The organism is Shivajiella indica (assembly GCF_042683085.1).
Classification (GTDB): Bacteria; Bacteroidota; Bacteroidia; order Cytophagales; family Cyclobacteriaceae; genus Shivajiella; species Shivajiella indica.
Window position 1 is genome coordinate 41222 of sequence record NZ_JBHUIV010000016.1, and the last position, 25509, is coordinate 66730.

A 25509-nucleotide genomic window follows, 5' to 3' on the forward strand; every position below is an offset into this window, starting at 1 on the left:
AATCAATCATCTAAAAAATCTAAAGAAAATCTCTCCCCTTTTTCTATATGTTGGTTGATATTTTTACCTATTATAAGTGTTAAGGTTTTCGGATGCATCCCAAACCCAGGTCTGATGCTTCTCACGTGCTCCTCTGTAATGACTTCTCCCGCTTTGATATCCTTCACTACATACAAAGACCTACAAAAATCTTTACCCTTTACTTGTTTCTCTGTAAGATTATAATCAACTATTCCAATTGCTTTCTCTGCTTCTCTAACCGCCTTCACCATGTCAGCAAACTCTTGTTCTGTCATCGAAAATGAAGCATCAGGCCCACCGATTGATCTGTCTAGAATAAAATGTTTTTCAATGATCTTAGCACCAAAGCAGGTAGCTACCACAGGAACTGTATTGCCCATGGTATGGTCAGAAAGGCCTGTAATCACTCCGTACCTTTCTCCCATATCTTTGACCATGACCATATTGGCCTCTTCAATCGGGGCTGGATAACTAGAAGTACATTTCAGCAAAGCCACTTCCCTGTTGCCCATACGGTAACAGGCATCCAATGCCAATTCAATATCTTCTTGGTTAGCGATGCCTGTGGATATAATCACTGGTTTGCCTTTGGAAGCAACATATTCTATCAATGGGATGTCCGTAATCTCAAAAGAAGCAATTTTGTAGGCAGGTGCATCCAGGTTTTCAAGAAAGTCCACTGCTGTTTTATCAAAAGGAGAACTGAAACAAACGAGACCCTCTTCTTTAGCTGCATTGAAAAGCGTTTCATGCCATTCCCATGGCGTGTACGCCTCCTGATACAGTTGATACAGGTTTTTCCCTTCCCAAATGGTCCCTTTGATGATAAAATCCTCTTTATTGCAGTCAATGGTAATCGTATCAGCTGTATAAGTCTGGAATTTAATTGCATCCGCTCCTGCCCGTTTAGCGGCTTTAATGGTTTCAATGGCAGTTTCCAGACTACCGTTATGGTTTGCCGAAAGCTCAGCGATTATAAAAACCGGGGAGGTTTTATCTATATTATAATTTCCTACCTGCATGATTAATTTTCATTCTAAATTCCAAAACATTCTCGTCGAGTTCAGTTTTATCAAATCCCAATTTTTCAAAAATCTTAACGGATGCTATATTCTCCTTTTTGACCAGACCTTTGATAGATGATACATCTGTTCTTTCCTTTTCCAAACTTAATATAGACAGTTCAAGCAGGTTTTTTCCATAACCTTTCCCAATATGATCCGGTCCAATCAAATAACTGATCAATCCTTCATCCCCTTTAAGATCAAACCTTATTGAACCTAAAGGTTCAGCGCCACTGATCAATAATTTATAGATACAGTTTTGGTCTGTAATTTTTCCAGTAAACCATTTGGAATGTTCCTCCAGTGAAATAAATTCCTGATTGAATGCATATTGCCTTGTATGAGGATGGTTGGCCCAAGAGTAAGTTATCTCAAGATCATCCATACCTGCATTCCTCAAGTAAAGTCTGCCGTTTGTTTTGGAATGGATGATCACATCGATATACTTACCCTCAAAGAAACAATGTTCCTTCAATCTTGCTTCTCTTTCATAACCTGAATTTTCCAGGATTACATATAGCCTGGGCCTTAGATCAAAAGCATAAGTAAATATTTTATGGAGTTCGAGTTCTTTAAAAGCAACCTTTTCAATCAAGTCCAAATAAGTCTTCCAATGAAAAGAGAAGAAATCTTTTTCCAATGCAGTATCCATAATGAAGGATATTTCCGCATTTTTATCTGTCCAGTTGATATGGACTAGTCCTCCATACCCTATGCAATTGCCATTATCTAGGTAGGAAAACAAGATCTGATTAGGTCTTTCCTGGTCAAAAAGTTTAACAATCACATTATCAAAATAAGTATCCTGATCTGTTTCAGTCAAGGGTTTATTTTGACGAAGATGGTAAATCTGTTCATTACGCCATTTCATGATGGCATATTTATCCTCAGTTCTTATGGGAACAAGAGAGTATTTACCATTCGAAAAAACTTGATTTTCAAGAATTTTGTACTTCATAGATTTTTTAATAGAAGACTAGCAGCGTTTTGAAAAGACAATTCTTCCAAAATTATTTTCGCTTCCAAAATCTCTTCTCTAAGATTAAGCGTTCTGTTTTTTTGAAAAACGCCTTTATTTCCTTCCAAAATCCATGGATAATTCTCTTTCACATAATCTATCAATCCTAATCCTTGTAACCCCGTAGAATCAGCAATTGAAAATAGGATATTAACCGTTAAAAAATCAGCTGGCGAATCCACTGTCACACGTATATTCTCATACTTATATCCTATATCCAAACATTCACTTTTAAAGTGTGATTCTCTTTTTAAAGCTGGTGTTACATGTTCTTGATCAAAATCGGAACCAGCGTAGAACAATGATTTAATCAAAGATTCCCCTCTAAAAACCTCAAAATTCATTCCTATAGGAAGGTTTTTAGTACTTGAATAATCGTTATTCTGATTTAAATGCCAGTGAAAAACTTTCTTTAGCGACGGCAAATCAATAAAAGGATTATCCGAAGTCAATCTGAAAATATGATCAAATTCGAATTTCCTTTGAATAGCCTCAAACCTGCTAAGGACTTTTTCCTCACTTCCCCTGTAACAAAATATTCCTTCTTCTAGGCAGAATTTTTCAAGGATATCGTTTTCAGGATTGGTAGATGTAGCGACTATTATTGAACTTGATTTAGAAATCTCTCTCAATTGGGAAATAATTCTACCCAATAATGAAGACCCATTTGGAAAAGGTAAGGGTAGCAAAACTTTTCCAGGAAGCCTGGTAGATTGCATTCTTGCCTGAATGACAAATCCCACTTTTATATTATCGAACAGTCCAGCCTCCATCAACAATTATATTTTGACCTGTAATAAAATCTGCTGCATCTGAAGAAAGAAACACAAATACTCCTGCTAAATCCTCAGGTTTACCTATTCTGTTGACAAGCGTTTTTTCGGAAAGTTTTTTAATGAAACTCGTATCCTTTTGTACATTTTCAGATGGAAATGGCCCAGGAGTTACCACATTGACCTGAATATTATATTTACCCAAATAGGATGCATAATATTTGGTTAGCTGTATTACACCCGCTTTGGCAGCTCCATAATGGGGAGGATTCAAATAAGCAGGAGTTTCATCATAAATTCTGAAGTCAGGTGCTACAACACCATACATGGATGAGACATTGATAATTTTACCGAAACCCTGCTTCTTGAAATAAGGAATAATTTCTCTAGTGCACTTAAAAATAGAGCCCAGTGTACCCTCCAAACCATAAAGAAAATCTTCATCATTCATTTCTTCTGGAGACTGACCTCTACTGTAAAAAGCATTATTGATTAGTACATCTAATCGTGCTTCACTTTGATAAATATTCGAAAAAGCTTTTTTTACAGAATCAAGATCAGAAACATCACAATAAGTAAACCTGAGATTTTCCAGCTTTTCTTTAAATTTTTGGATGAACTTCTCCTTATCTCTACCTAAAACATAGACCTTAGCTTCATGATATAACAACGAGTCCACTATAGCCTTTCCCAAGTGCCCGTAACCTCCAGTTACCAAAACAACTTTGTTTTTTAAATTGAAACTTTTTACCATTCTTATTTATTTGAAGGCCAGAACATGGGCATTAGAATTGAATCAGATAAACTTGGAGGTTGTGGCAAGCTTTCACCTTTTAAATTGATCACTTGCTCAATATTTGTTTGAAGTTGGGTTAAAGATTGTGTCCCAATTATCACTTTATCGATGAAGTCTTTTGAAAGAACGAAATCAAGTAATTGACCTGAAAGTTTAGGAACTTTTTTAAGGATTTTTAAAAAAGGAATTACTGAATCAAAATGATTTGATAATTTGTTAAGATCAGTAAAAAATAATCCTTGGAGAAATACAGACCTTGTATGGATTTCAACTTGTTCTATTTTTAATTGTTTTAAATGCCCTTCAAATCGTCTGTCCAAATAATTGTAGGGCACTTGCACAAGGTCAGGAACCAAATTTAACTCGAGCAAACTATCTAATTCCTTAGGAGAGTTTAGGGAAAAACCAATTTTTTCAATTTTTTTCTCTTCTTTTGCTTTTTTTAAAGCCTCCCATTCCCACCGATTATCAATTAATCGTTCTGGTCTATGCGCTAAATATCCATAAATTTGTTGAAGTTTAAGGTTTTCAAGTGTATTCCCTAATTGCCTATCAAATTCTTTTATATCCCCATTTGGAAGAAATTTTGAAATCACCTTAAAATCTATCAAATCGAATTCTCCAAGCACTTGTTCTGCATTACCATAGCCAGAAGCCGTATCCAAAACTTTTATATCATTTTGTCTGCAGTAATTTAAAATCTTGGAAACCTCTTGTTTAGAAACTTGACCAGATGAATTGGAAATCCCATAATCAGTTCCAAATTGAACTGTTCCCAAACCCAATTTGTCAAATGGCATCATAAAAATCCAAGATAACCTCAATAACAAAATCTTGTTCCTCATCTTTTAGCGAAGGAAACATAGGCAGACTGATACAGTTCTTATAATACTTCTCTGCATTGGGCATGTCCCCTTCCTTCCATCCAAAAGTCCTGTAATAAGGCATCAGATGGACAGGGATATAATGGATCTGGGCGAAAATATTATTTTCCCTAAGGTGTTGGTAAAGACCTAACCGGTTTTCTACCTCAATCACGTACAGATGGTAGGCATGGCCTTCCACCACTCCTGACTGACTTTTGGTAAAAAATTGACCTTGAAAAGCCTCATAATATTTTTTTGCTATTTCCCTTCTTCTTTCCAATCCTTTGTCTGCTCTATTTAATTGGCTTAAACCTAGAGCTGCCTGAAAATCAGTTAATCGGTAGTTATAGCCAAGTTCCTGCATTTCCATATACCAGGCTGGGAATGTAGAATGAGGAATTAAGAATGAGGAATTTTGAGAGCCAGATGCAAATTCTGGAGAATTTTGAAATAGGGATTCGTCTCTTGTGATGCCGTGGGTGCGGAGCATCAAAAGTTTTTTGTAAAGCTTTTCATCATTGGTGGTAATCATTCCACCTTCCCCTGAGGCGATGTGTTTAACAGGATGAAATGAGAATATCGCCAATTCAGCAAATTGACCATTCCCGCAATGCTGTTTTTGACCCTTACTATCTATAAAATATCCCCCGGGGGAATGACAGGAATCCTGGATAATCCACAAGCCATACTCATCTGCCAGTATTCTAAATGCCTCCAAATCCACCGCTCTACCTGCAAAATCAACCGGAATAATGCCTTGATAAGTACCTTTTGGTGAAGCTTCCAATAGTTTTCTAACTGATTTAATATCTAAGAGATATGTTTCAGGATCAATATCAGCAAATACCACCTCTCCCCCACAATAGCGGACACAATTGGCAGATGCGGCAAAAGTGATGGGAGTCGTGATTATCTTATCTCCAGGTTTTACACCTAAAGCCAATGTATTCAAATGAAGAGCGGCTGTACCATTGGCTACTGCCACAGCATATTTGGAACCGACATAGGATGCAAAGGCATCTTCGAATTCCTTGATTTTAGGGCCTTGTGTCAGGTAATCTGATTTCAAGGTCTCCACTACAGCCTGAATATCCTCGTCTGTAATATGTTGTCTTCCGTAGGGTATCGGTTTCATTAATTAAACTTCAAAAGTTTTGTCAACATGGTCTTTGATCAGTTTTCTGAGTGAATCCACAGTTTCCCATTCTGTATTTTCTCCGGAATGGTAGTGAAACCCGTCTGCTACCTTTACTGCAGCATGGGACTGGATAAAATCATCAAGCTTCCATTTGGGATTGGACGGCAGAATGGTATAGTATTTTCCCAGATCATAAGTATAAAAAGAATCTGATGGTGTGATCATTTCTTCATGAACCTTTTCGCCTGGTCTGATACCTACAACCTTATGCTCACAATCAGGTCCAATTGCTTGTGCAACATCCATAATTCTGTAGGAAGGGATTTTTGGGATAAAAATCTCTCCTCCCCAGGCATGTTCCAAAGCGTGCATGACCATATCCACCCCTCCCTGTAAGGAAATATTGAAGCGGGTCATATTGGGATCGGTTATAGGCAAAACTCCCTCTTTTCGTTTGTTCAGGAAAAAGGGTATAACTGAACCATTTGAGCCCATCACATTCCCATACCTTACCACGGAAAACCTTATCGGATTCCAACCGGTAATATTGTTGGCAGCCACAAACAGCTTATCAGACGCTAGCTTGGTAGCCCCATATAAATTGATAGGAGCACAGGCTTTATCCGTAGAAAGAGCTACTACTCTTTGAACATCAGTCTCCAAACATGCATGGATCACATTCCTAGCCCCGTCAATATTGGTCTTAACGCATTCATCTGGGTTGTATTCTGCGATGTGGACATGCTTCATCGCTGCAGCGTGGATCACGTAATCTATGCCCTTAAATGCCCTGACCAATCTTTCTCTGTCCCTTACATCACCAATAAAAAACCTCAACTGGGGATACTGATCATGGGGATATTCCTGTGCCATTTGGAACTGCTTTTGTTCATCTCTTGAAAAGATGACAAGTTTTTTTACAAAAGGATACTTTTCTAGTATATGTGAAGTAAGTGCTTTACCTAGAGAACCAGTGCCTCCTGTGATTAATATTGTTTTATTTTGTAGCATTTAGAAAATAAAATAGAAAATTGAATCTTACTTGATTTTAATAAAAATATGTTGAATTAGCTCATTTGCTTTAAGTTATCAAAATATTACACAGAACAATTTTGAGATGCTTTTTCAGGAAGGTCTGGATTCAATTATAAGAACAGTATCTAATGAGTTTTCTCTGGACGGATCAGCGATTATAAGCTAAATCCCCGCCTTAGTTCCAGCAGCAGGCAGGTGTTTTATCTGAGCTCTATAAATCATTTTCCAAAACCTTCAAGGTTTCAAAAACCTCAAAGGTTGGTGCTGTAGGGAATCTTTGCCTTGAATTTGATTTTTTTATCCTTTACTTTTTTTACTTATTATCCCTGCCCGGTAGGTTGGGTAGTGTTTGGCTTGGTTTTCGGAAAAGGCTACACCTTTTCCTTGATTTTCATGCCCTTTCAGGGCTGTTGGTGTTTTTCAGATTGAGTCATTGTACTTTCTTAATGAAAAATTAAATCTCTTAAACCTTAAGAGTTTTCACTAGCTTATCTTCTTTCGCTACAAATTCCTCAATACATTACTTTACTTTTTTGTTACAACAATCCATTTCCCACTTTTTGTGGAACCTTCTCTTACTAGGATTCCCATTTTCTTAAGCTTACTTAAATTATATTCAACGCCACGAACAGTTATATTCAATTTTTTGGAGAGTTCTTCTCGAGTAACAGAAGGATTTTCCTTAATTCTGTTGAGTATTCCTCGGGCAGTTTCTCCCACAGTTTCTCCCACAGTTTCTCCCACAGTTTCTCCCACAGTTTCTCCCACAGTTTCTCCCACAGTTTGCTCATCTTCTAAACTTATCGGAAAACTCATACGGATGTAATTTTCAGAGAAATGAAAACATTCTTTACCGTAAGATATCAGGATTCTGGGTATTCCAGAACCCAATTGCTCAACCAGTTCCATATCTCTAAACACCCGCATCAATTCTTTGCTGCGAGGGATAGAAATACCTTGAAAAAACTCATCTTTGGACAATCCTTGAGGTAAACCTCCGTATGAGGTCACTTCAAATCGATCTGAAAAGAATTCGAACTTAGGTGCCAATTCGTAGGTATAATCATTGTGCACCATTGCATTAATTACGGCCTCACGTAGTGCTAATGTGTTCCATTGCTTCCTTTCAATACGCTCTTTGGATGTAATTTTTGTGAAAGTTTTATTTTCAACTTCAATTTTATCAAGTACCTGTTTGGTAGCTTTAATCAATGAACAGAAACCAAATTCTTCACTCTGAATTAAATCCACTCTATCCTCTGCCCTATACCGTGCAACTTTTACCGATATATTATTATTATCAGCCAGCAAATAGGCTACGTAATTAAGTTTCCCGTCCTCATTAATTAGCTCTAGAGTTTTTTGAAATTGGCTGTTCAGTGTTTTACCTGCCGAATCGTAGTAAATGCGGAGTTGTTCAAATTTAAGGTCCTGCCTAGGTGATTTAATTTTCCCAATAGAATTTCGAATCCGTTTGGCAAATAACTCCTCTATCATTTTGGAAGTCATAGGTTCAGCGGCGCTACCTTTTCGAATAAAGGCACCCTTTTCGGACATCCCGTATTTTTTAAGGTAGTAGGGCCTCTCCTGACCACTAGCTATTATGATTTTTATTACTGATTTTCCCTCTAGGGTTTCTTCTATTACATCAAATAAACCAAGGCAGGAAGGTGAAATATTGTTTTTGATCCGATCTTTAATCTGAAGCTGTAAACAATCTGAATTTTCAACACCCAATACCTTACCATTATTATCCAATCCTATATAGATAATCCCTCCACCAAGGTAATTTAGAAAAGCAACGACTTCTTTTTCAAGACTTTCGTTCAGCTGTTGCTTATATTCTAACCTATGATTTTCAGGCATTGCGATTTGAACTTTCTAATGAACTTTTCCCTAAACGAATCAGCGATTATCAGCTACATCCCTGCCTTAGTTCCTGCGGCAGGCAGGAGCGTTACTTGTATTGAGCGAAGCCGAAGTATCCTCGTCCTAGTTTTATGTAGCGCAGATGACGCAGGACAAGCCGTTTAATAAATGTCCCTTTGGACCCCCGAATCCCGATAATTATCGGGACGGGGTAGGCTTGGGCCAGGTTACAGGGCTGGATGATTCGAGCTTTGAAAAATCCGCGATTATCTTTCCCATCTGCGTTCATCTGCGTTCCAACCCCGGTACTGAGCGAAGCCGAACTATCCCTGCCTGCTGATCGCAGGAAGGCAGGCGCGTTCTATAATTGTAAGCTTGCGAACTATCAGTTTTCTATGAATCATTTTCCAAAACCTTCTAGGTTTCAAAAACCTCAAAGGTTGGTGCCCTCACAGCCAGCTGCTTTGCGTTCTTCTTTCGTTTGACTTTTTTTTAATACAATAGGCCAAAGTGCCAAAGGGGTATGGTGTTTTGATAACTTGTTTCAATATCGTCTTTCACTACATAGCCTTTTGGGGTTTGATTGATTTGTCTTTGACCTTTTTGTTTTCCTCCTATTTCAAAATCTATATCATCTATTCTAAAGTCTGCTATTGTTGATGAAGTAACCCTGTGCTTTACCCTTACCTGATTGATGAAAAAGGTTTCTCTGATATTGCCCGTATTTTTATTTTCATTGGCCAATACATTTATTAAATTGGTATTGTCTAAATACACTTTTTCAACTTTGCCCAACAGCCTGATGCCTTCTGTTTGATGCCTTAATTGAGCAATCATGCCTGCATCTTCCATATACAAAAGGTAATCTGCAACATTGTTTCGGCTTATTTGAAGCATTTCTGCAATTTTGGTCATGTTGGGTTTAAACGGAACACTTTGAGCGATGATGCCCATTAATTTTATTAACTTTCTACCGGTAGCTACATGCATTCCTGCAAAACTTGGTATATCATTTTCCAAAGTTTGGTTTACCACTTGTTGCAGCCTTATTTCAAAATCATCCTCTATTGCAAAAGGATAGTATCCGTTTAGTAAATATTTTTTGAATAATGGTAATGGATGCGGTAATTGAGGCAGCCTTACCTGAAGATTTAATATGTCCTGCAAGCTGAACTTTGGGAGATATATTTGATGAAACAGTTCTAAATACTCCCTGAAAGACAGCCCTTGCATCGTGTACACTACTGCCCTTCTGCTCAAATCCGAACTTCCCTTTTTAATATCGAGTACCGATGAGCCGGTAAAAACTATTCTTAAATCTTTGTGATAATCGTATATGAGTTTTAATTCTCTTGACCAGTTGGGATATTTGTGTATTTCGTCTATAAATAAATTTTTACCTCCGTTTTTAACAAAACTATCAGCCAAATCAATCAAACTATTGGTGGCAAAATAAAAATCTTCTGAAGTTACATAAAGCGATTGGGAAATGTCTAAGTTTTCTTTGATGTATTGCAATACCAGGGTGGTTTTTCCTACACCTCGCGGACCAATTAAACCTATTAGCCTGTTTTGCCAATTTATATCGCTATGCGCATAGCGCTTAAAGGCAGTACCAACCTGAGATATTAATTGATTTGAGTATTGAAATAAACGCTCCATTTAAAAGACTTGAACCACATTATATTATATTGCACAATTATAGTGCATTTTTTACTTATATTTGCACTTAGGTGGTGCTTTTTTATGGAATGCTAGTACTTCGAATTTGCTAAATACAGGTGATGCTCCTGCCTGCCGCAGGAACTAAGGCAGGGAACTAGAAGATTATCTCGGATTTATTCCAGCTTCGATCAGCGAAAATCCGTAGCATCAGCGATACTTGTACTGAGTTAAGCCGAAATATTTGCGTTCTATTTTTATGGAACGCAGATGACGCGGATTTAGCGGATGGACGCGGATTTTTTTTAACCTGAGATCTGTGCAAATCTGCACAATCATCGTTACTTGTACTGAGCGAAGTCGAAGTATACGGATTCTAGTCTTATAGAACTCTGATGACTCAGATTTGACGGATGCTTGCGGATTTGATACTGGTCGGATCAGCGATTATCAGCTTTATCCGCGTCATCGGCGTTCTATTTAATCATTTTCCAAAACCTTCGAGGTTTCAAAAACCTCAAAGGTTGGTGCTGTAGGGTATCTTTGCATTGGAATTGGATTTTTTATCCTTTACTTTTTTTACTTATTATCCCTGCCCGGTAGGTTGGGTAGTGTTTGGCTTGGTTTTCAGAAAAGGCTTCACCTTTTCCTTGGTTATCATGCCCTTTCAGGGCTATTGGTGTTTTTCAAATGATTTCTTGCCACTCTTAATGGAAACCTTATTCCCAGGGCTTCACCCTGGGCTGTTACAGAACGGCCCTTCAGGCCTTTTGGGAAATTCTTCTTAATGAAATTCTTAAATACCTTAACTTCTTAATGGTTTTCTCTGTATTCTTAATAGACCTCTCCTTAGTCGAGGTGACAAGGTGAGGCCTTTTACACTAGCAACCCTTCTATGTACGCGAACTATTCTTCACTCTTCATTCTTCATTCTACATTCTCTCCCCCCATTCCTCACTCTTAATTCATCATTCTTAATTCATAGACCTCATCTGGTTCAGCATACTCTATTTTCCCAGTGATGCCAATGAAATCACATTTATTCCATCTGGGCGACGATAGCTCATCCCTGTCCCGGTAATAATATTCAGTGATTTTGGTGCTTGCATTTTTTCTGTATCAATATTGGCTGCGAACTTTTTGAGATTTTCTGCTGCTTCTTCAATGAATCCTACACCTAATTTTATTTCAAAAGCGGCATAGTCTCCGTTGCGTTTCTGCACGATGGCATCCACTTCATACCCGTAAGAATCATTATAATGGTAAACAGTAGCATCATTTGGTTTGGCATATACATTTAATTCGTGTATGGCCAATGATTCAAAAAGAAAACCTGTGTACTTTATATCTTTTATCAATGCTTCCTTGTCCAAGCCCAAAACTGCAACAGCTAAAGAAGGGTCGCACAGGTGCCTTTTGGGCGATTTGCGTAACGATGCGGATGAACGAATGTGAGGGTTGAAAGCTGGCTGATCGTATAGAATCATTAAGTTGGACAATGCACCTAAGTAATCAGAAAGTGTGTTTCTTGATAGTTCATTGTTTTCATTGATTTTGACATCTTTCTCTAAGGTCTTATTATCTACCAAAGTCGCTGTATTTCTGGAAAGAGAGCGCAATAAACTTCGAACTTTATGGGGATTCCGCTTAATTCCATACACTTGACTCATATCTACCTCACAAAGTAAATCAATATAACCCCGATTCATATTCAAGGCATTTTTCAACTCCTCATTGATCAATGTAGGCCAACCACCTATGCATATTCTTTCAATGATAAACTCTAATGAAATGGCGGGCTCGTAATAGTCATTCAATTTTCCATTAAGCAAATCTGATAGTTTTACAGTACCGCTGGAATATCCCAATTCTTGCCAAGTCATTGTATCCATTTGTATGACTGTAAAACGTCCTGCACCACTGTGGAGCTTCACATTTTCAGGCGGATTGGAGGATCCTGTAAGTATAAACATACCTTTTGACTTACGGTTATCGACTTCATGTCTGACGTAATTCCAAATTTCAGGCTGTTCTTGCCATTCATCAATCAATCGCGGGATCGCTCCTTCTAATAACAATTGTGGATTAGTTGCCATGATTACCGAAACTTGCGGATCTCTATCCATTCTCAATACGCTTTTGGCATATCGTGTTGCTGTTTCTGTTTTTCCGCATGACTTCGGTCCTTTTATAAGTACCGCTCCGGAAGCTGCCATTTTCGCTATTAAATCATCTTCAACTAATCGTTCAATATAACTCATAAACTACCCTTTGATCTTTCTCAAATGTACATTTTATAGTAGTATTGTGCAAATTGTAGACTTATTAGTGTGCAAATTTCAGGTTTTTTAGTGTGCAAATTTCAGATTTTTTATTGTGCAAATTTCAGATTTTTTTATTGTGCATATTCAAGGATGATTATTAGCTGTTGGCAGGTAACCTATTTCTTTCCCTGTTTAGATAAGTCGGGGTCAGGGGTTCAAGGTTAAGCTTTCATTCGTTCAAGGTTCAGAAGTCCATTGGTTCTGGTGTACACTACAAAATTCGTAAAACCTTGAACTTTGAACTTGAATGGTTAATGGTTAAACGTAAAGTGTTAGCGGATGCTCGCGGATTTGTTCCAGCTCAGATCAGCGATTATCAGCTTTATCCGCGTCATCGGCGTTCTATTTAATCATTTTCCAAAACCTTCGAGGTATCAAAAACCTCAAAGGTTGGTGCTGTAGGGTATCTTTGCAATTGGAATTGGATTTTTTATCCTTTACTTTTTTTACTTATTATCCCTGCCCGGTAGGTTGGGTAGTGTTTGGCTTGGTTTTCAGAAAAGGCTTCACCTTTTCCTTGGTTATCATGCCCTTTCAGGGCTATTGGTGTTTTTCAAGTTGGCTCTTTACCGCCCCTTAATGAAAACCTTAAACCTCTTAACTCCTTAATGGTTCTCCAACTTGGCTCTTTTTACTCCCGAAATTCTTCGGGACAAGTTTTTGCCTTGGCTCTTCCAAACCTCTCTCGGTGAATCTCTGTGACTCCTCTGTGCGACTCTGTGTAACCTAAAACAAGCGCAGCGTCACTTTTTACTTTTGCCTTGGCTCTTATTACTTAGCTATTTAGCTTTAAAAAAACTAGCCTATGGCTTCTGGAATAGCAGTACAACTACCCAATTTCAAAGAGATTGCCACGGCGCCTTATTGAGCTTTGTATCTTTTTAGTGCATGGAAATGACAATCAATTTAGCATACAAATAGCGCCTCGCAATGACGTAGACCCAATTCCTAATTCAAAATTCAAAATTCTTAATTCCCAGAAACTCCTTACCCGAACCATTTTTTCCTTATACCCGCCAATAGCCCCTTTCTTTCCTCTTCTCCATAATACCCTCCATACCCATACCCATACCCGTAATTGTACTGCATCTCCTTCTCATCTACTGCATTAAAGATGATGTAGGCTTGTTTGAGCTTTTGGTTGGTTTTGAGTTGGTTGATATGGTCTATACCGGATTTTAAGGTATAGTCATAACGTACCACAAAGAAAGCCACATCTGCCAAAGGAAACATTTCCAAAGTTTCAGAAACCATCCCTATTGGCGGGGTATCCAAAATGACCACATCATAGATATGCTTAAGCTCCTGGATCAAGGCTTCCATTTTCCCATTTCCGATCAGTTCGGAAGGATTGGGAGGAATAGGGCCGGAAAGTAAAACATCCAGGTGCTCATATGTAGTTGCTTTGACCAGCTTTTTCCAATCTGTCTCCTGTCCACTGAGGTAATTGGAAAGCCCCTTGTCATTTTTAAAATCAAAATCTTTCGCAATTTTTGGTTTTCTGAGGTCAGTTCCAATCAGCAGGGTTTTCTTTCCGGAAAGGGAATAGACAGAAGCCAAATTGATGGAACAAAAGGTTTTGCCCTCTCCGGAAGTATTGGATGTTAATAAAATCACCGAAGATTGATCTTTGGGCAGAACAAAATTCATATTGGCCCTAAGGGAACGGAAGGCCTCCGTAATCCCTGAGTTTTTATCATTGAACACTACCAGTTCATTATACAATTTTCGGAAAGCCACAGAAGCCAGGACGGGCACCTTTGATTTTTTTTCCAGTTCTTTGATATCTTTTACTTTATCGCTAAGGTACACCTTTGCTAAAACAAAAAGTAGGGGAATCAGCATGCCCAAGGAAAGTGCTAAAGCGTAATTCCGCATAGGTTTGGGTGTAATTACCCCTCCTGCTTGGGCAAATTCAATGATTTTATTATTGGGGGTATTGGCAGCCTTGGAAATCGCAGCTTCTGCTCTTTTCTGTGCAAGGAAAGTGTAAATCCCTTCTGAAAAAGAATAATCCCTTTGTATGCGTAACAAGTTCTGTTCTTTGGCGGGGAGCTTGCTGAATTCCAGATCAATCTGTCCAATCCTCCGCTCTAAATCCCTTATCAGAAAGGCGGCATTTTCATCCACATTGACCAAGAGTTCCCGGATGGAATTGTTCAGATCTTCTAGTTTGCGGTTTACTTCCCTTACTGCCGGCGAAGCTTCCTTCTGCGTAGTCATCAGCGAAGCTTTTTGGTTCTGAAGTTCCAGCAGGTTTTTTATCAGGTTATTCAGGATGGGATCATCTATACCCAAACCGGAAGGAACGATAATCTCATTATAATCCTCCTTCACCAGATAACTCTGAAGGTTGCGATAATATTCCCGCTTCATTTTCTCCTGGGCCAGTTCACGGTCCAGATCTGCCAGATTACGGAATACACTGGTGCCTTCCGAACTGATATCATAGATACGGTTTGCCGAACGGAAACTTTCCAACCTGTTTTCTATAAATGAAAGGCTATCTGAAAGTCCGGATAATTGCTCATCGATAAAATTGATGGTATTGGTGGCCGTGCGGTTTTTCTGGTCCAGTTCATTTTCCAGATAAGCCTCCATCAGGGCATTGAGGTAATCCACTCCCTTGGAAGCTAAATTGGTATTAATGGAAAGCTGCAAAATGGAAGAAAATTTATCCACGGTAACAATATCCACCGATCCCGCATATTGATTGATCAATCCCTGTTTATCCCGCAGCTTAACCAGGATTCTACCCTCATTTTCACCGGAAGTAAGGGAGATTTTTATCCGCATAAAAGGAGTTTCTATCCATTCTCCGAAAGCAAACTGGCTTTTTTCAAGGACAGGCCGATTGATGTTGGTAATGCCTGGATTATTGGCTTGGGTCAGTCCGTATTTTTCATCGGGAAATCCAATACTGAATTGGTTTTTGTCAGTCCACTGGATCTGTATTTCCCCATTGACCAATTGGGGATGCTTCCAGTCTACCTCCGCCAGGATGGGTGCAGTTGGATAGTATTCAGCTTTGGTCACATAACCCTCGTAATGGTATTCTACATCAAAGTTCAGCTTCTTCAATGCCAGTTCGGCAATGGGTCTGGACTTTAGGATTATCATCTGATTGGTGACATCCAGTTCGGAATTGTAACCAAAATATCCCTGATTGAATAAATTGAGTCCGGCTTCCTCCTGTTTGATAAAAAACTGGGAAGAAGAACGGTACACCCTTGGAGTCCATCGGTTGATCAAAAATGCCCCAATCAAAAAGACAGCCAGGGAAAAGCCTACCCAATACCAGTTGCGCAGGTAGCGACGGACGATATCCTTAATCTGATGTAGGTCGTCTTCTTCCTGAAATGGTTGTTGGGGTAAATTAGTATTTGTATTCGGATTCATGTTAGTTTTCCAGTGCATTGATTACCAAGAGTACCGCAGAAAGCGTAGTCACGGCAAGGGAGAAAGTTTGTACAAAATTGACCCCTGTTCCCAGTTCCCTGACTTTCATAGGCTCAGCATAGAGCATGTCATTGGGTTGGATAAAGTAAAATTCTGAGGAAAGCAGGTTTTTATTGTTCAGGTTGATCCTGAACATCCTTGATCCTTCCGGGTATTGTCTGACCAGGACCAGTTCATCTCTTTTGGCCACCTCGGTGAGGTCTCCGGCATTGGCGATGGCTTCGAAAATGGTCACCCGGTTTTGCAGGATATTATGTTTGCCGGCTACCCTGAATTCTCCTAGTGCGGAATACCTGATCCCACCCAGTCTTACCCGCACAAAAAGGTCTTCCTTATTGACAAATTCCATCATTCGTTCCTCAATGATTTCTTTGGCTTCTTTGGTGGTGGTACCGGAAAGTTTCACTTCCCCTAAAAGCGGGAGCTCCACGATGCCTCTATCGTCCAGTGTAAAGCCCGTCATAAAGAATATATCTCCTCCGGATCTTCCTCCCTGCATCATCATATTGTTCTGTACCTGACCTTGCTCGAATAGGGAAAAAAGTTCATTCAGTTCTTTACTGGCTGTCCGGATGCTGATATCTACAATATCATTGTATTGGAGTCTGTATTCTTCTGTATCATAAGGAATCATGTCACTGGCATACACCAAAGGATCTGGATTATCCTCAAGTTGCTGCATATAGATGATCTTTTTGTTGGGAACACAGCTCGTATATAGCAATGTAAACAAAACCGGTATCAGTAAAAGTCTAAAGTGTTTGAAAAACATCAGTGGAATTTGGAATTAAGAATGTTGAATGAAAGGAGAAACGGTGGCAAGTTAGGGATTTTTGGGAAAAGGGTTGTTTTCTTGTTGTCGTGTTGTCATCGTTATCATGGTTGTTATGGTTCAAGCCTGCCTGCAAAGCATTCAGGCAGGCTTGAACTTTCTTATTGACTCCCGTTGTCCTGCTTCTCCAGAAGCTGGACCTCTATTATGGTAAGAATTTTTCTTCAATCCCTTTAACCAATGACCAAACTGGGCGCTGCAACTATGTGTACTATGTTTTCTATTGTGGTTTTTCAAAAGCGCAGCTTTTATCCCCGCCTGCTGCAGGCAGGAGTGTTTATCTCTGTCCATCTGTGGTTTCAGTTCCATATCGTCGGCGTGTCACTAATCTGCTTCGGTTTACTTTTACAGCGCCGACTCGGTGAAGGGCTGGGCATTTTTGGCTCAAGGGGTTAAAACCCCCGGTTATTATATCTATCGCCCCCATGGGGCTGGATCTTGTTTCATAATCGTATATTGGATTCATTATGTTTACAGATTCAGCTCGGAATTCCTGTCTGCTGCAGGCAAGAGTGAAAATTCGCAAGCCCCGCGCCTAATTCATTTTTCTATCCTGCTTTGATAAACCAAAGACCTCGAGTTCGCTTACCACCTTAAAAACCAGAAGAATTCGTGTAATTTGTGTAATTCGTGGTTTAAAATTAAGAAAGCGCAGCTTTTACCCCGCTTGCCGCAGGCAGGAGTGTTAATCAGTATCTATCTGTGGTTAAGCATCCAAAGCGCAGCTTTTCTATGTGATCTACTGTGTCTATGTGGTTTTTAAAAAAGTAGGGCTACTATGGTTTTATCCGTGATTTTAATAAACTCCAATCAATTCTTTAATGCTGTAAATTTTATCAATATTCAAAAAAGATAAATAATTTCCGTCAATCACTTCAAAGTCTTCCTTTTCATTCCTCGAAAGTTTTTTGATTTCTGGAAACTCATCCAATTGAATGAAAAAGGTTCTTCCGTTATCCAATTCAATTTCCATAAGGGTATTCCCTTTAAATTGAACATGAATGATAGAAGGTGATTTAATTAGTGTACTCATAATCTAATGGCTTTGACTTCTTTGTTTTCATAAAATAACGATAATTGATCCAATAGGGTTTTTTGGTGGATTTTTATGAGTTTTTTAATTTCATTTAATTCCTTTTCGGTGAATTCCCCCTTTTTGTTTTCGACTAGTTCGATATCTGGCTCCAACCAAAATTTACAGGATCTTTTAAAACCTCCCCGTTGTCCTGCTTCTCCAGAAGCTGGACCTCTTTTATGGTAAGAATTTTTCTTTAATCCCTTCAGCCAAATACCAAACTTGGCGCTGCAACTATGTGTGCTATGTTTTCTATTGTGGTTTTTCAAAAGCGCAGCTTTTAATCTTTGTTTATCTCTGTCCATCTGTGGTTACAGTTCCATATCGCCGGCGGTGACGAATCTGCTCCGGTTTACCATTACAGCGCCGACTCTGTAACCGGGCTGGGCATTTTTACCCAAGGGGTTAAAACCCCTGGTTATTATGTCTATCGCCCCGATGGGGCTTTTTCCGTTGTCCTGCTTCTCTCCGTTGTCCTGCTTCTCCAGAAGCTGGACATCTTTTATGGTATGAAAGTTTTCTTTAATCCCTTGAGCCAATTACCAAACTGGGCGCTGCAACTATGTGTACTATGTTTTCTATTGTGGTTTTTCAAAAGCGCAGCTTTTAATCTGTGTTTATCTCTGTCCATCTGTGGTTTCAGTTCCATATCGTCGACGTGTCACGAATCTGCTTCGGTTTACTATTACAGCGCCGACTCTGTAACCGGGCTGGGCATTTTTACCCAAGGGGTTAAAACCCCTGGTTATTATGTCTATCGCCCCGATGGGGCTTTTTCCGTTGTCCTGCTTCTCTCCGTTGTCCTGCTTCTCCAGAAGCTGGACATCTTTTATGGTATGAAAGTTTTCTTTAATCCCTTGAGCCAAATACCAAACTGAGCGCTGCAACTATGTGTACTATGTTTTCTATTGTGGTTTTTCAAAAAGCGCAGCTTTTATCCCCGCCTGCTGCAGGCAGGTGTGTTTATCTCTGTCCATCTGTGGTTTCAGTTCCATATCGTCGGCGTGTCACTAATCTGCTTCGGTTTACTTTTACAGCGCCGACTCTGTAACCGGGCTGGGCATTTTTACCCAAGGGGTTAAAACCCCCGGTTATTATATCTATCGCCCCCATGGGGCTGGATCTTGTTTCATAATCGTATATTGGATTCATTATGTTTACAGATTCAGCTCGGAATTCCTGCCTGCTGCAGGCAAGAGTGAAAATTCGCAAGCCCCGCGCCTAATTCATTTTTCTATCCTGCTTTGATAAACCAAAGACCTCGAGTTCGCTTACCACCTCAAAAACCAGAAAAATTAGTGGAATTATTGTAATTCGTGGCTTCCCTCTTTAATTTATTTAGTCTCTTGACCCCTTCCAATACCTGGGCCTTCTATGTAAATGAGCGACTGCCAATACTAAAATTTCTGTTGCGATTCGTAAAAAGCATATGATTCATCCAACTCAACCTATGCAGGACTAAGAAATCGGATTTCCATTGTTTATTCTTTCCTTTTATCAAAAAACTCATCCAAGGTCAAACTTTCTATCTTTCCCCTTTCAAAACCATCAATCCGATTTTCCGCTTCCTCTGCCCATAGTTTATCCATCTCAGCATCAGGCTCATCAAGACTTTTTAAAAGAATTTCAATAATATTGGCCTTCTCCAATGGCGTCAATTTCAATAAATCTTCCAGCATTTTAACCTTGTTTTCCATAGCCATTATTTAAAGAAGTTTTGTTTTATTCCAATATACGTGTTTTAAATGATCCGTATTTATTATTCCGTTGTCCGTTGTCCTGCTTCTCCAGAAGCTGGACATCTTTTATGGTAAGAAAGTTTACTTTAATCCCTTCAGCCAATTACCAAACTGGGCGCTGCAACTATGTGTACTATGTTTTCTATTGTGGTTTAAAATGAAGAAAGCGCCGCTTTTATACTTCCCTTTTTTTTAAAATTTTTTTGGTTTCATCCAAAATTAGCTTTTTAATACTTTCCCATTCGTAAGGAATCAACATTACTGGATCAGCTTGAGCTTCTGCATCCTCAAAATAAACTAAACTTCTTATTACCATCATATCCATTCCATCAGGGTATTTTTCTTGATAGCATCTCATCATTTGATCAAGTCCCAATTTCTCAATCAGTAAAGCAATATCGATGAAATCTTTTTTTGAACCTCTGTTGGTAATTGCCGCTAACTTCATTGCTGCAATATCTTTTATACTCGCCAACCTAATTGAATCGTAAATGATTGGATCATCAATCCATGGATAAGGCAATGATACAAAATCCACTTTGACATCATTGACAAAGAAACAGTTAATAAATTTCGATCTCGATACTACTTCTACTCTACCTAAGGGTTGGATGTTCAATAAAATTTCTTCATAATCAATCTTCTCAGAACTGAAAAAATCAAGATCAATTGAAAGCCTGTGGCCATATTGTAATGCTAAAGATGTACCTCCAACAAGTCTATGTTCTGAGAAAACCGACAAACTGGAAATTTTTCTTAATATGTCCAGTGTTTTTGGTTCAACTGTTTGGTATTGTAACATCGGAATTCAGTAATTGGGGTTCCTGATATTTGCGCGAGGAAATTTATTGCCAATAAATCCAGTGATCTTATTTCTTTGGCAACACTTACAATCTTGTTTAAGCCATATCTTTGCTCAATTGTCCTCCATTCCTGAAGAGTTCCTCTTTCAAGAACCCTCGAAATAATCAATGAAATATCTTTTTCCCAATCCAGCGATTTAGGATCTACATCCCAAAATAATCTATCTGATAAATTATCTAACATACTAGTTCTAGAGAAGGATCAATTTTATAACCATTCTACTATAACAAGATAAGAAATTTTGGGGAAAGGGTTGTCATTGTTGTAGAGTACTATTGTCAGTTGTATTACTTCTCCGTTGTCCTGCTTCTCCAGAAGCTGGACCAATTAAGTTTTATTAAAAGAGAATTTTGAGCTGAAACTTTAAACCCATTTTACTTTTGCCTTGGCACTTAATCTTTAAACCTTAAACCATCCGAACTTCCCTCCGTCCCCCCATCTCTTAGTCGCTCAGTCTCTAGGTCCGAAACACTTCGTTTCCCGTTGTCCTGCTTCTCCAGAAGCTGGACCTCTATTATGGTAAGAATTTTTCTTTAATCCCTTTTACCTACTTTTTTCTTAGTGCACTTACTGCTCTTCACGGTTCAAAATATCCTTTTTCCCAAGAGGAACGATCTCCCCAATTCACAAAGCTACATCATTCTTATTTCATCACTTTCCACTTTTCATTCATCACTCTACACTCTCCCTCCGTCTCCCCATCTCTTCGTCGCTCAGTCTCTAAGTCCGAAACATTACTCAACCTCATCTGACAAGAAACCACCCATTCAGCATATCCTCCCTATTATATTTCATCGGCTCCAGCTCCGGATAGGTCAGCACCTGTCGGCCCGCGGCTTCCACTATAGCTTGGGAAGCTGCAGTGTCCCACTCCATGGTGGGCGCGAAACGGGGATAAATCTGGGCCCTGTCCTCAGCCACCAACATAAACTTCAAACTCGACCCCATACTGACGGTCTCCGCGTCAGGATATTGATCGATAAACTCTTTTGTCTCTTCACTCAGGTGGGAACGGCTGGCTACAATGGTTTTGACAGGGGCATTTCTTTTACCCTGAATCCTGATTGGTGGGTTCTCTCCTTCCTTTTTCCAAGCTCCGTCTTCCCTGTTTCCCCAGTACAACCATCCCAAAACAGGCGCATATACCACCCCTAAAACGGCCTTTTGTTGGTGGATCAGGGCGATATTCACCGTAAATTCCCCATTCTTTTTGATAAACTCCTTCGTCCCGTCCAGTGGATCTACCAGCCAATAATAATCCCAGTTTTTACGGATGTCATAAGGGGTTTGTGCTCCCTCTTCGGAAAGTATGGGAAGACCACTTTCCTTTAAATATGTCACAATCACCTCATGTCCGGCGATGTCAGCCTTGGTCAGCGGCGAATCGTCTTTTTTGTATTCCACGCCCAGGTCAAAGGAGTTGTAAATGGAAAGAATAACCTTCCCAGCTTCAAGGGAGGCAGATTTAGCGAGCGTTGTTAGGGACTGAAGATGCATAGTTTTAACCACTAAGCACACCAAGTGCACTAAGTATATTTGGTAATAATATTTGAGGCTGAGTAGGCGTTTAAAGGACTACTCTTTTCAGGCCATGTTTCATTAGTTTAACATTAAAGTTTGCCAATAATCCAAGTCTGATTCCTGACAATTTTAAATAAGTTAAAATCTGAGCCAAATGCACTGGACTCAATTCTTCCACCACCTTAAGTTCAATGATAATGCTTTCTTCAACTAGAATATCTATCTTATAACCAGCATCTAATTTTACGCCTTCATAAATCAGAGGTAAAGAAACTTGCGTTTTTACACTAAGACCCATATTATGAAGCTCATGTGCCAAACAGACTTCATAGGCATTTTCCAAAAGACCAGGTCCTAAAACTTTGTGTACTTTATAGCAAGCATCCAGTACTTTTTTGAAGTTACCTTCTAACCTGTCATCAAACATTTACTAGTTGATCTTTTTTTAAAGCCTTCAACCCAAAAATAAAATATCCGACTTCTATTGAATTATCTTAACCTTAATTTTTCTTCGTGTGCTTTGTGCGCTTTGTGGTAATTTTTTTTAAAGCCTCGCGTCAACAGCCCCCTTCGGCAAGAACCCTTTCACATCAAATACCGCACAGTTTTCTGACTTTTGGATGTCCAATCCTTTGAACTTGTCATGGGAAACGGCCAACACAATGCCTGAATATTGCTTGATATCCAATGGATTACCCCCATTGATGACGGTAATTCCATACTCATGCATCACTTCCTCAGGGGATGCCCATGGGTCATAAACATCCACATCCATGTCAAAGGATTTGAGCTCATGGTAAATGTCAATAACACGTGTGTTGCGTATATCAGGACAGTTTTCCTTAAAGGTGAAACCCAAAATCAACACTTTGGAATCAATCACTTTCAGATCCTTGCGCATCATGTGCTTGATCAGTTCGGTGGCCACATGACGTCCCATGGAGTCGTTCAACCTTCGGCCGGCCAAGATGATTTCAGGATGGTAGCCTACCTCCTGGGCCTTCTGGGCCAGATAATAAGGATCTACCCCTATACAATGTCCACCTACCAATCCCGGTTTGAAAGGTAAAAAGTTCCACTTTGTCCCTGCAGCAGTTAAGACCTCATTGGTATCAATACCAAGCAAGTTGAAGATTTTTGATAGCTCATTGACAAATGCAATATTGATATCCCTTTGGGAATTTTCAATGACTTTGGCAGCTTCCGCTACCTTAATGGAAGAAGCTTTATGGGTTCCCGCGGTAATGATGGACTTGTACAACTGATCCACATATTCCGCCACCTCAGGCGTAGAACCGGAAGTTACTTTCAGGATTTTGGTAACGGTATGTTCCTTATCCCCCGGGTTGATACGCTCAGGGGAATAACCCGCAAAAAAGTCCTCGTTAAACTTCAGTCCTGAAACTTTCTCCAAAACAGGTACACATTCCTCTTCGGTAACTCCAGGGTAAACAGTGGATTCATAGATGACCACATCCCCTTTTTTGAGGAGTTTACCAATGGCTTCTGAAGCCTTGATCATTGGGGTCAATACAGGTCGGTTATGTCTGTCTGTTGGAGTGGGAACAGTGACTATATAAATATTGCATCCGGAAATAGCTGTAGCAGCATCTGTCACTAATAGACCTTTGCCCTTTTCTTCCAAAGCCACCACATTGGGAACAAGCACAGACTGGACCAATTCGTCTTCCACCTCAAGGGTACGGTCATTGCCTTTTTGGAGTTCGTCCACCCTTTTGGGGTCTATATCGTAACCTACAGTTTTGAATTTTTCAGCAAAAGCAACCGCCAATGGCAGGCCAACATAGCCAAGGCCTATGATGGCGATTTTAGAATCTTTTAAAGGAGTTAACATGTTTTTAATTCAGCGATAAAAATGAATAAGATGTATTATTTGAAATATTAAATTTTCCGCAAATATAAGGATTTGAAAATAAAAGGATAAAATGATTTAAAATATTAAAGTTTGGGTTACAAAGTTAGAAGGAAAAGGTAAAAAGCAAAAGATTACCGCTTTAGGTTCCCATGGTTTCGTTGTCCTGCTTCTCCAGAAGCTGGACCAATTAGGTTCTAATGGAAGAGAATTTTGAGTTGAAACTTTAAACCCTTTTTAATCTTTACTTTTGCCTTGGCTCTTAATTCCTTCCCTACTGAACCGATCTCCCAAACTTACCTAAGCTCCCTCATTCTTAATTCTCCATTCTTCATTCTACATTCTCAGTGCATCTCCGTGCCTCCTCTGTGGCCCTCTGTGTAATTAAAAAAAATCTTTCTTCTTCAGAACCGATCTCCCAAACTCACAAAGCTCCCTCCTTTTTATTTTTGCCTTTTGCCTTGGATCTTAAATAACTTCTTACAAAACCGATCTCCCCAATTCACAAAACTCCATCATTCTTAATTCATCACTCTTCATTCTACATTCTAAACCAACCCCGGCTTATCCCTTTCCAGCCTCTCATAGATCTTTTTCACATCCTGGGCATTTTCCTTTTTGAGGACCAGAATGGCATCTTCGGTCTGGATCAAAATGGTATTGGTCAGGCCTGTAAATTCAGTATGCAGTTTGGTACCTATTACCATATTGCCCAAATCATCTGTAGGATATCCCTGTTTGCTTAGGTATTCATAAATGGATTCGAAGGAACCCATGTCCGACCATTCAAATTCAGCAGGTACCACCTTGATTTTTTCGGTCCGCTCCATGACAGCAAAATCCACTGAAATAGAAGGGATTTCAAGGGAAATATCTTCTTTCAACCTATTCCCTTCTATCTGCTGAAATGCCTGAAGGGATTTCAGGTACACATTGGGTTCAAAATGGGCCAGTTCATCCAAAAATACACTGGCTTTGAAACAGAACATTCCCGAATTCCAATAGAAATTACCCCTGTCCAAAAATTCCTGAGCGGTATTTTTATCGGGTTTTTCATGAAAACTCTTCACATCCTCCCCATCAGCCTCTATATAGCCATAACCTGTTTCAGGTCGGGTGGGCTGCAAACCAAAAGTGACGATAAATCCTTCCTCAGCAAGCTCTTTGGCCCTTTGGAATGCGGACTCATAAGACTCATCAGGAATGATAAGTTGATCCGAAGGCGTAACGAAAAGTATGTCATCAGGTTGACAGGAAAGGGCTGCAAAAGTGATAGCGGCAGCTGTATTTCTGGGTGCAGCTTCGATAATTTCTCCGTAGTCTTTAATGCCCAGACTTTCCAGATCCTTTTGAGAAAGATGACAGTTGTCTTTGTTTCCCACGATAAGGACCTGCTCACAAAGTGACCTGTTGCGAAGTACCGTTTTTTGGAAAAGGGTTTCCCCTTCAAAAATAGGTAGGTATTGTTTGGGTCTGCTTTTTCTGGAGAGCGGCCACAACCTGGAACCAAGACCTCCGCTGAGGATGACGTTTATTGTACTCATAGGCTGTAAATCAGAGGGGAAGTTTTCATTAATAAT

General features: G+C 39.5%; 26 protein-coding genes. All 26 read right to left on the bottom strand.

Going from position 1 to position 25509, the window contains the following annotated elements:
• Positions 1–2: 2 nt before the first annotated feature.
• Complete coding sequence (pseI, locus tag ACFSKV_RS09725; protein WP_380801924.1) at positions 3–1043, bottom strand: pseudaminic acid synthase; 1041 nt, start codon at positions 1041–1043, stop codon at positions 3–5.
• Entirely contained in the window at positions 1024–2043 is a 1020-nt protein-coding gene (locus ACFSKV_RS09730; RefSeq protein WP_380801927.1) for a GNAT family N-acetyltransferase, read from the bottom strand. The genes pseI and ACFSKV_RS09730 overlap by 20 nt, the downstream gene beginning before the upstream one ends.
• A complete protein-coding gene (locus tag ACFSKV_RS09735; protein ID WP_380801930.1) occupies positions 2040–2876 on the bottom strand; it encodes a cytidylyltransferase domain-containing protein in 837 nt (278 codons plus the stop codon). The genes ACFSKV_RS09730 and ACFSKV_RS09735 overlap by 4 nt, the downstream gene beginning before the upstream one ends.
• Entirely contained in the window at positions 2854–3630 is a 777-nt protein-coding gene (locus tag ACFSKV_RS09740) for an SDR family oxidoreductase (RefSeq protein ID WP_380801933.1), read from the bottom strand. Before ACFSKV_RS09740 ends, ACFSKV_RS09735 begins: the two co-directional genes overlap by 23 nt.
• Before the next feature lie 2 nt (positions 3631–3632).
• Positions 3633–4451, bottom strand: a complete 819-nt coding sequence (locus tag ACFSKV_RS09745; RefSeq protein ID WP_380801935.1) for an aldo/keto reductase — start codon at positions 4449–4451, stop codon at positions 3633–3635.
• Between the two features lie 10 nt (positions 4452–4461).
• Positions 4462–5673: a UDP-4-amino-4,6-dideoxy-N-acetyl-beta-L-altrosamine transaminase gene (pseC, locus tag ACFSKV_RS09750; protein WP_380801937.1), complete on the bottom strand. Its 1212-nt coding sequence runs from the start codon at positions 5671–5673 to the stop codon at positions 4462–4464.
• A gap of 3 nt (positions 5674–5676) precedes the next feature.
• On the bottom strand, positions 5677–6687 hold the full coding sequence (gene pseB / locus ACFSKV_RS09755) for a UDP-N-acetylglucosamine 4,6-dehydratase (inverting) (protein ID WP_380801940.1): 1011 nt from the start codon (positions 6685–6687) through the stop codon (positions 5677–5679).
• A gap of 549 nt (positions 6688–7236) precedes the next feature.
• Complete coding sequence (locus tag ACFSKV_RS09760) at positions 7237–8577, bottom strand: RNA-binding domain-containing protein (protein ID WP_380801942.1); 1341 nt, start codon at positions 8575–8577, stop codon at positions 7237–7239.
• A gap of 495 nt (positions 8578–9072) precedes the next feature.
• Complete coding sequence (locus ACFSKV_RS09765; protein ID WP_380801945.1) at positions 9073–10242, bottom strand: ATP-binding protein; 1170 nt, start codon at positions 10240–10242, stop codon at positions 9073–9075.
• A 1007-nt stretch (positions 10243–11249) separates the two neighbouring features.
• Positions 11250–12458: an ATP-binding protein gene (locus ACFSKV_RS09770; protein ID WP_380801947.1), complete on the bottom strand. Its 1209-nt coding sequence runs from the start codon at positions 12456–12458 to the stop codon at positions 11250–11252.
• A 1095-nt stretch (positions 12459–13553) separates the two neighbouring features.
• Positions 13554–15965, bottom strand: a complete 2412-nt coding sequence (locus tag ACFSKV_RS09775; protein ID WP_380801950.1) for a GumC family protein — start codon at positions 15963–15965, stop codon at positions 13554–13556.
• A 1-nt stretch (position 15966) separates the two neighbouring features.
• Positions 15967–16707 carry a polysaccharide biosynthesis/export family protein gene (locus ACFSKV_RS09780; protein ID WP_380803293.1) on the bottom strand — a complete coding sequence of 247 codons (741 nt, stop codon included), beginning with the start codon at positions 16705–16707 and terminating at the stop codon, positions 15967–15969.
• 231 nt (positions 16708–16938) lie between these two features.
• On the bottom strand, positions 16939–17148 hold the full coding sequence (locus ACFSKV_RS09785; protein WP_380801953.1) for a hypothetical protein: 210 nt from the start codon (positions 17146–17148) through the stop codon (positions 16939–16941).
• Positions 17135–17323 carry a hypothetical protein gene (locus tag ACFSKV_RS09790; protein ID WP_380801956.1) on the bottom strand — a complete coding sequence of 63 codons (189 nt, stop codon included), beginning with the start codon at positions 17321–17323 and terminating at the stop codon, positions 17135–17137. The genes ACFSKV_RS09785 and ACFSKV_RS09790 overlap by 14 nt, the downstream gene beginning before the upstream one ends.
• Before the next feature lie 330 nt (positions 17324–17653).
• Complete coding sequence (locus ACFSKV_RS09795; RefSeq protein ID WP_380801958.1) at positions 17654–17890, bottom strand: DUF2442 domain-containing protein; 237 nt, start codon at positions 17888–17890, stop codon at positions 17654–17656.
• Positions 17887–18237 carry a DUF4160 domain-containing protein gene (locus tag ACFSKV_RS09800; RefSeq protein WP_380801961.1) on the bottom strand — a complete coding sequence of 117 codons (351 nt, stop codon included), beginning with the start codon at positions 18235–18237 and terminating at the stop codon, positions 17887–17889. The genes ACFSKV_RS09795 and ACFSKV_RS09800 overlap by 4 nt, the downstream gene beginning before the upstream one ends.
• A 6-nt stretch (positions 18238–18243) precedes the next feature.
• Positions 18244–18471: a hypothetical protein gene (locus ACFSKV_RS09805; RefSeq protein ID WP_380801962.1), complete on the bottom strand. Its 228-nt coding sequence runs from the start codon at positions 18469–18471 to the stop codon at positions 18244–18246.
• A 78-nt stretch (positions 18472–18549) separates the two neighbouring features.
• A complete protein-coding gene (locus ACFSKV_RS09810; protein WP_380801965.1) occupies positions 18550–18819 on the bottom strand; it encodes a hypothetical protein in 270 nt (89 codons plus the stop codon).
• A 76-nt stretch (positions 18820–18895) separates the two neighbouring features.
• A complete protein-coding gene (locus ACFSKV_RS09815; RefSeq protein WP_380801967.1) occupies positions 18896–19084 on the bottom strand; it encodes a hypothetical protein in 189 nt (62 codons plus the stop codon).
• 329 nt (positions 19085–19413) lie between these two features.
• The gene (locus tag ACFSKV_RS09820; protein WP_380801969.1) at positions 19414–19629 is read right to left on the bottom strand and encodes an addiction module protein; all 216 of its coding nucleotides are present in this window, start codon (positions 19627–19629) and stop codon (positions 19414–19416) included.
• Between the two features lie 217 nt (positions 19630–19846).
• Positions 19847–20473, bottom strand: coding sequence for a nucleotidyl transferase AbiEii/AbiGii toxin family protein (locus ACFSKV_RS09825; protein ID WP_380801971.1), 627 nt, complete (start codon positions 20471–20473; stop codon positions 19847–19849).
• The gene (locus ACFSKV_RS09830) at positions 20428–20718 is read right to left on the bottom strand and encodes a DUF6922 domain-containing protein (RefSeq protein ID WP_380801974.1); all 291 of its coding nucleotides are present in this window, start codon (positions 20716–20718) and stop codon (positions 20428–20430) included. The genes ACFSKV_RS09825 and ACFSKV_RS09830 overlap by 46 nt, the downstream gene beginning before the upstream one ends.
• Positions 20719–21279: 561 nt before the next feature.
• Complete coding sequence (cysQ, locus tag ACFSKV_RS09835; protein WP_380801975.1) at positions 21280–22032, bottom strand: 3'(2'),5'-bisphosphate nucleotidase CysQ; 753 nt, start codon at positions 22030–22032, stop codon at positions 21280–21282.
• Between the two features lie 70 nt (positions 22033–22102).
• Positions 22103–22483 (bottom strand): GxxExxY protein, encoded by a 381-nt coding sequence (locus ACFSKV_RS09840; protein WP_380801977.1) that lies wholly within the window; start codon positions 22481–22483, stop codon positions 22103–22105.
• A 117-nt stretch (positions 22484–22600) separates the two neighbouring features.
• Entirely contained in the window at positions 22601–23911 is a 1311-nt protein-coding gene (locus ACFSKV_RS09845; RefSeq protein WP_380801979.1) for a nucleotide sugar dehydrogenase, read from the bottom strand.
• Between the two features lie 566 nt (positions 23912–24477).
• Complete coding sequence (locus ACFSKV_RS09850) at positions 24478–25473, bottom strand: mannose-1-phosphate guanylyltransferase (protein WP_380801982.1); 996 nt, start codon at positions 25471–25473, stop codon at positions 24478–24480.
• Positions 25474–25509 lie beyond the last annotated feature (36 nt).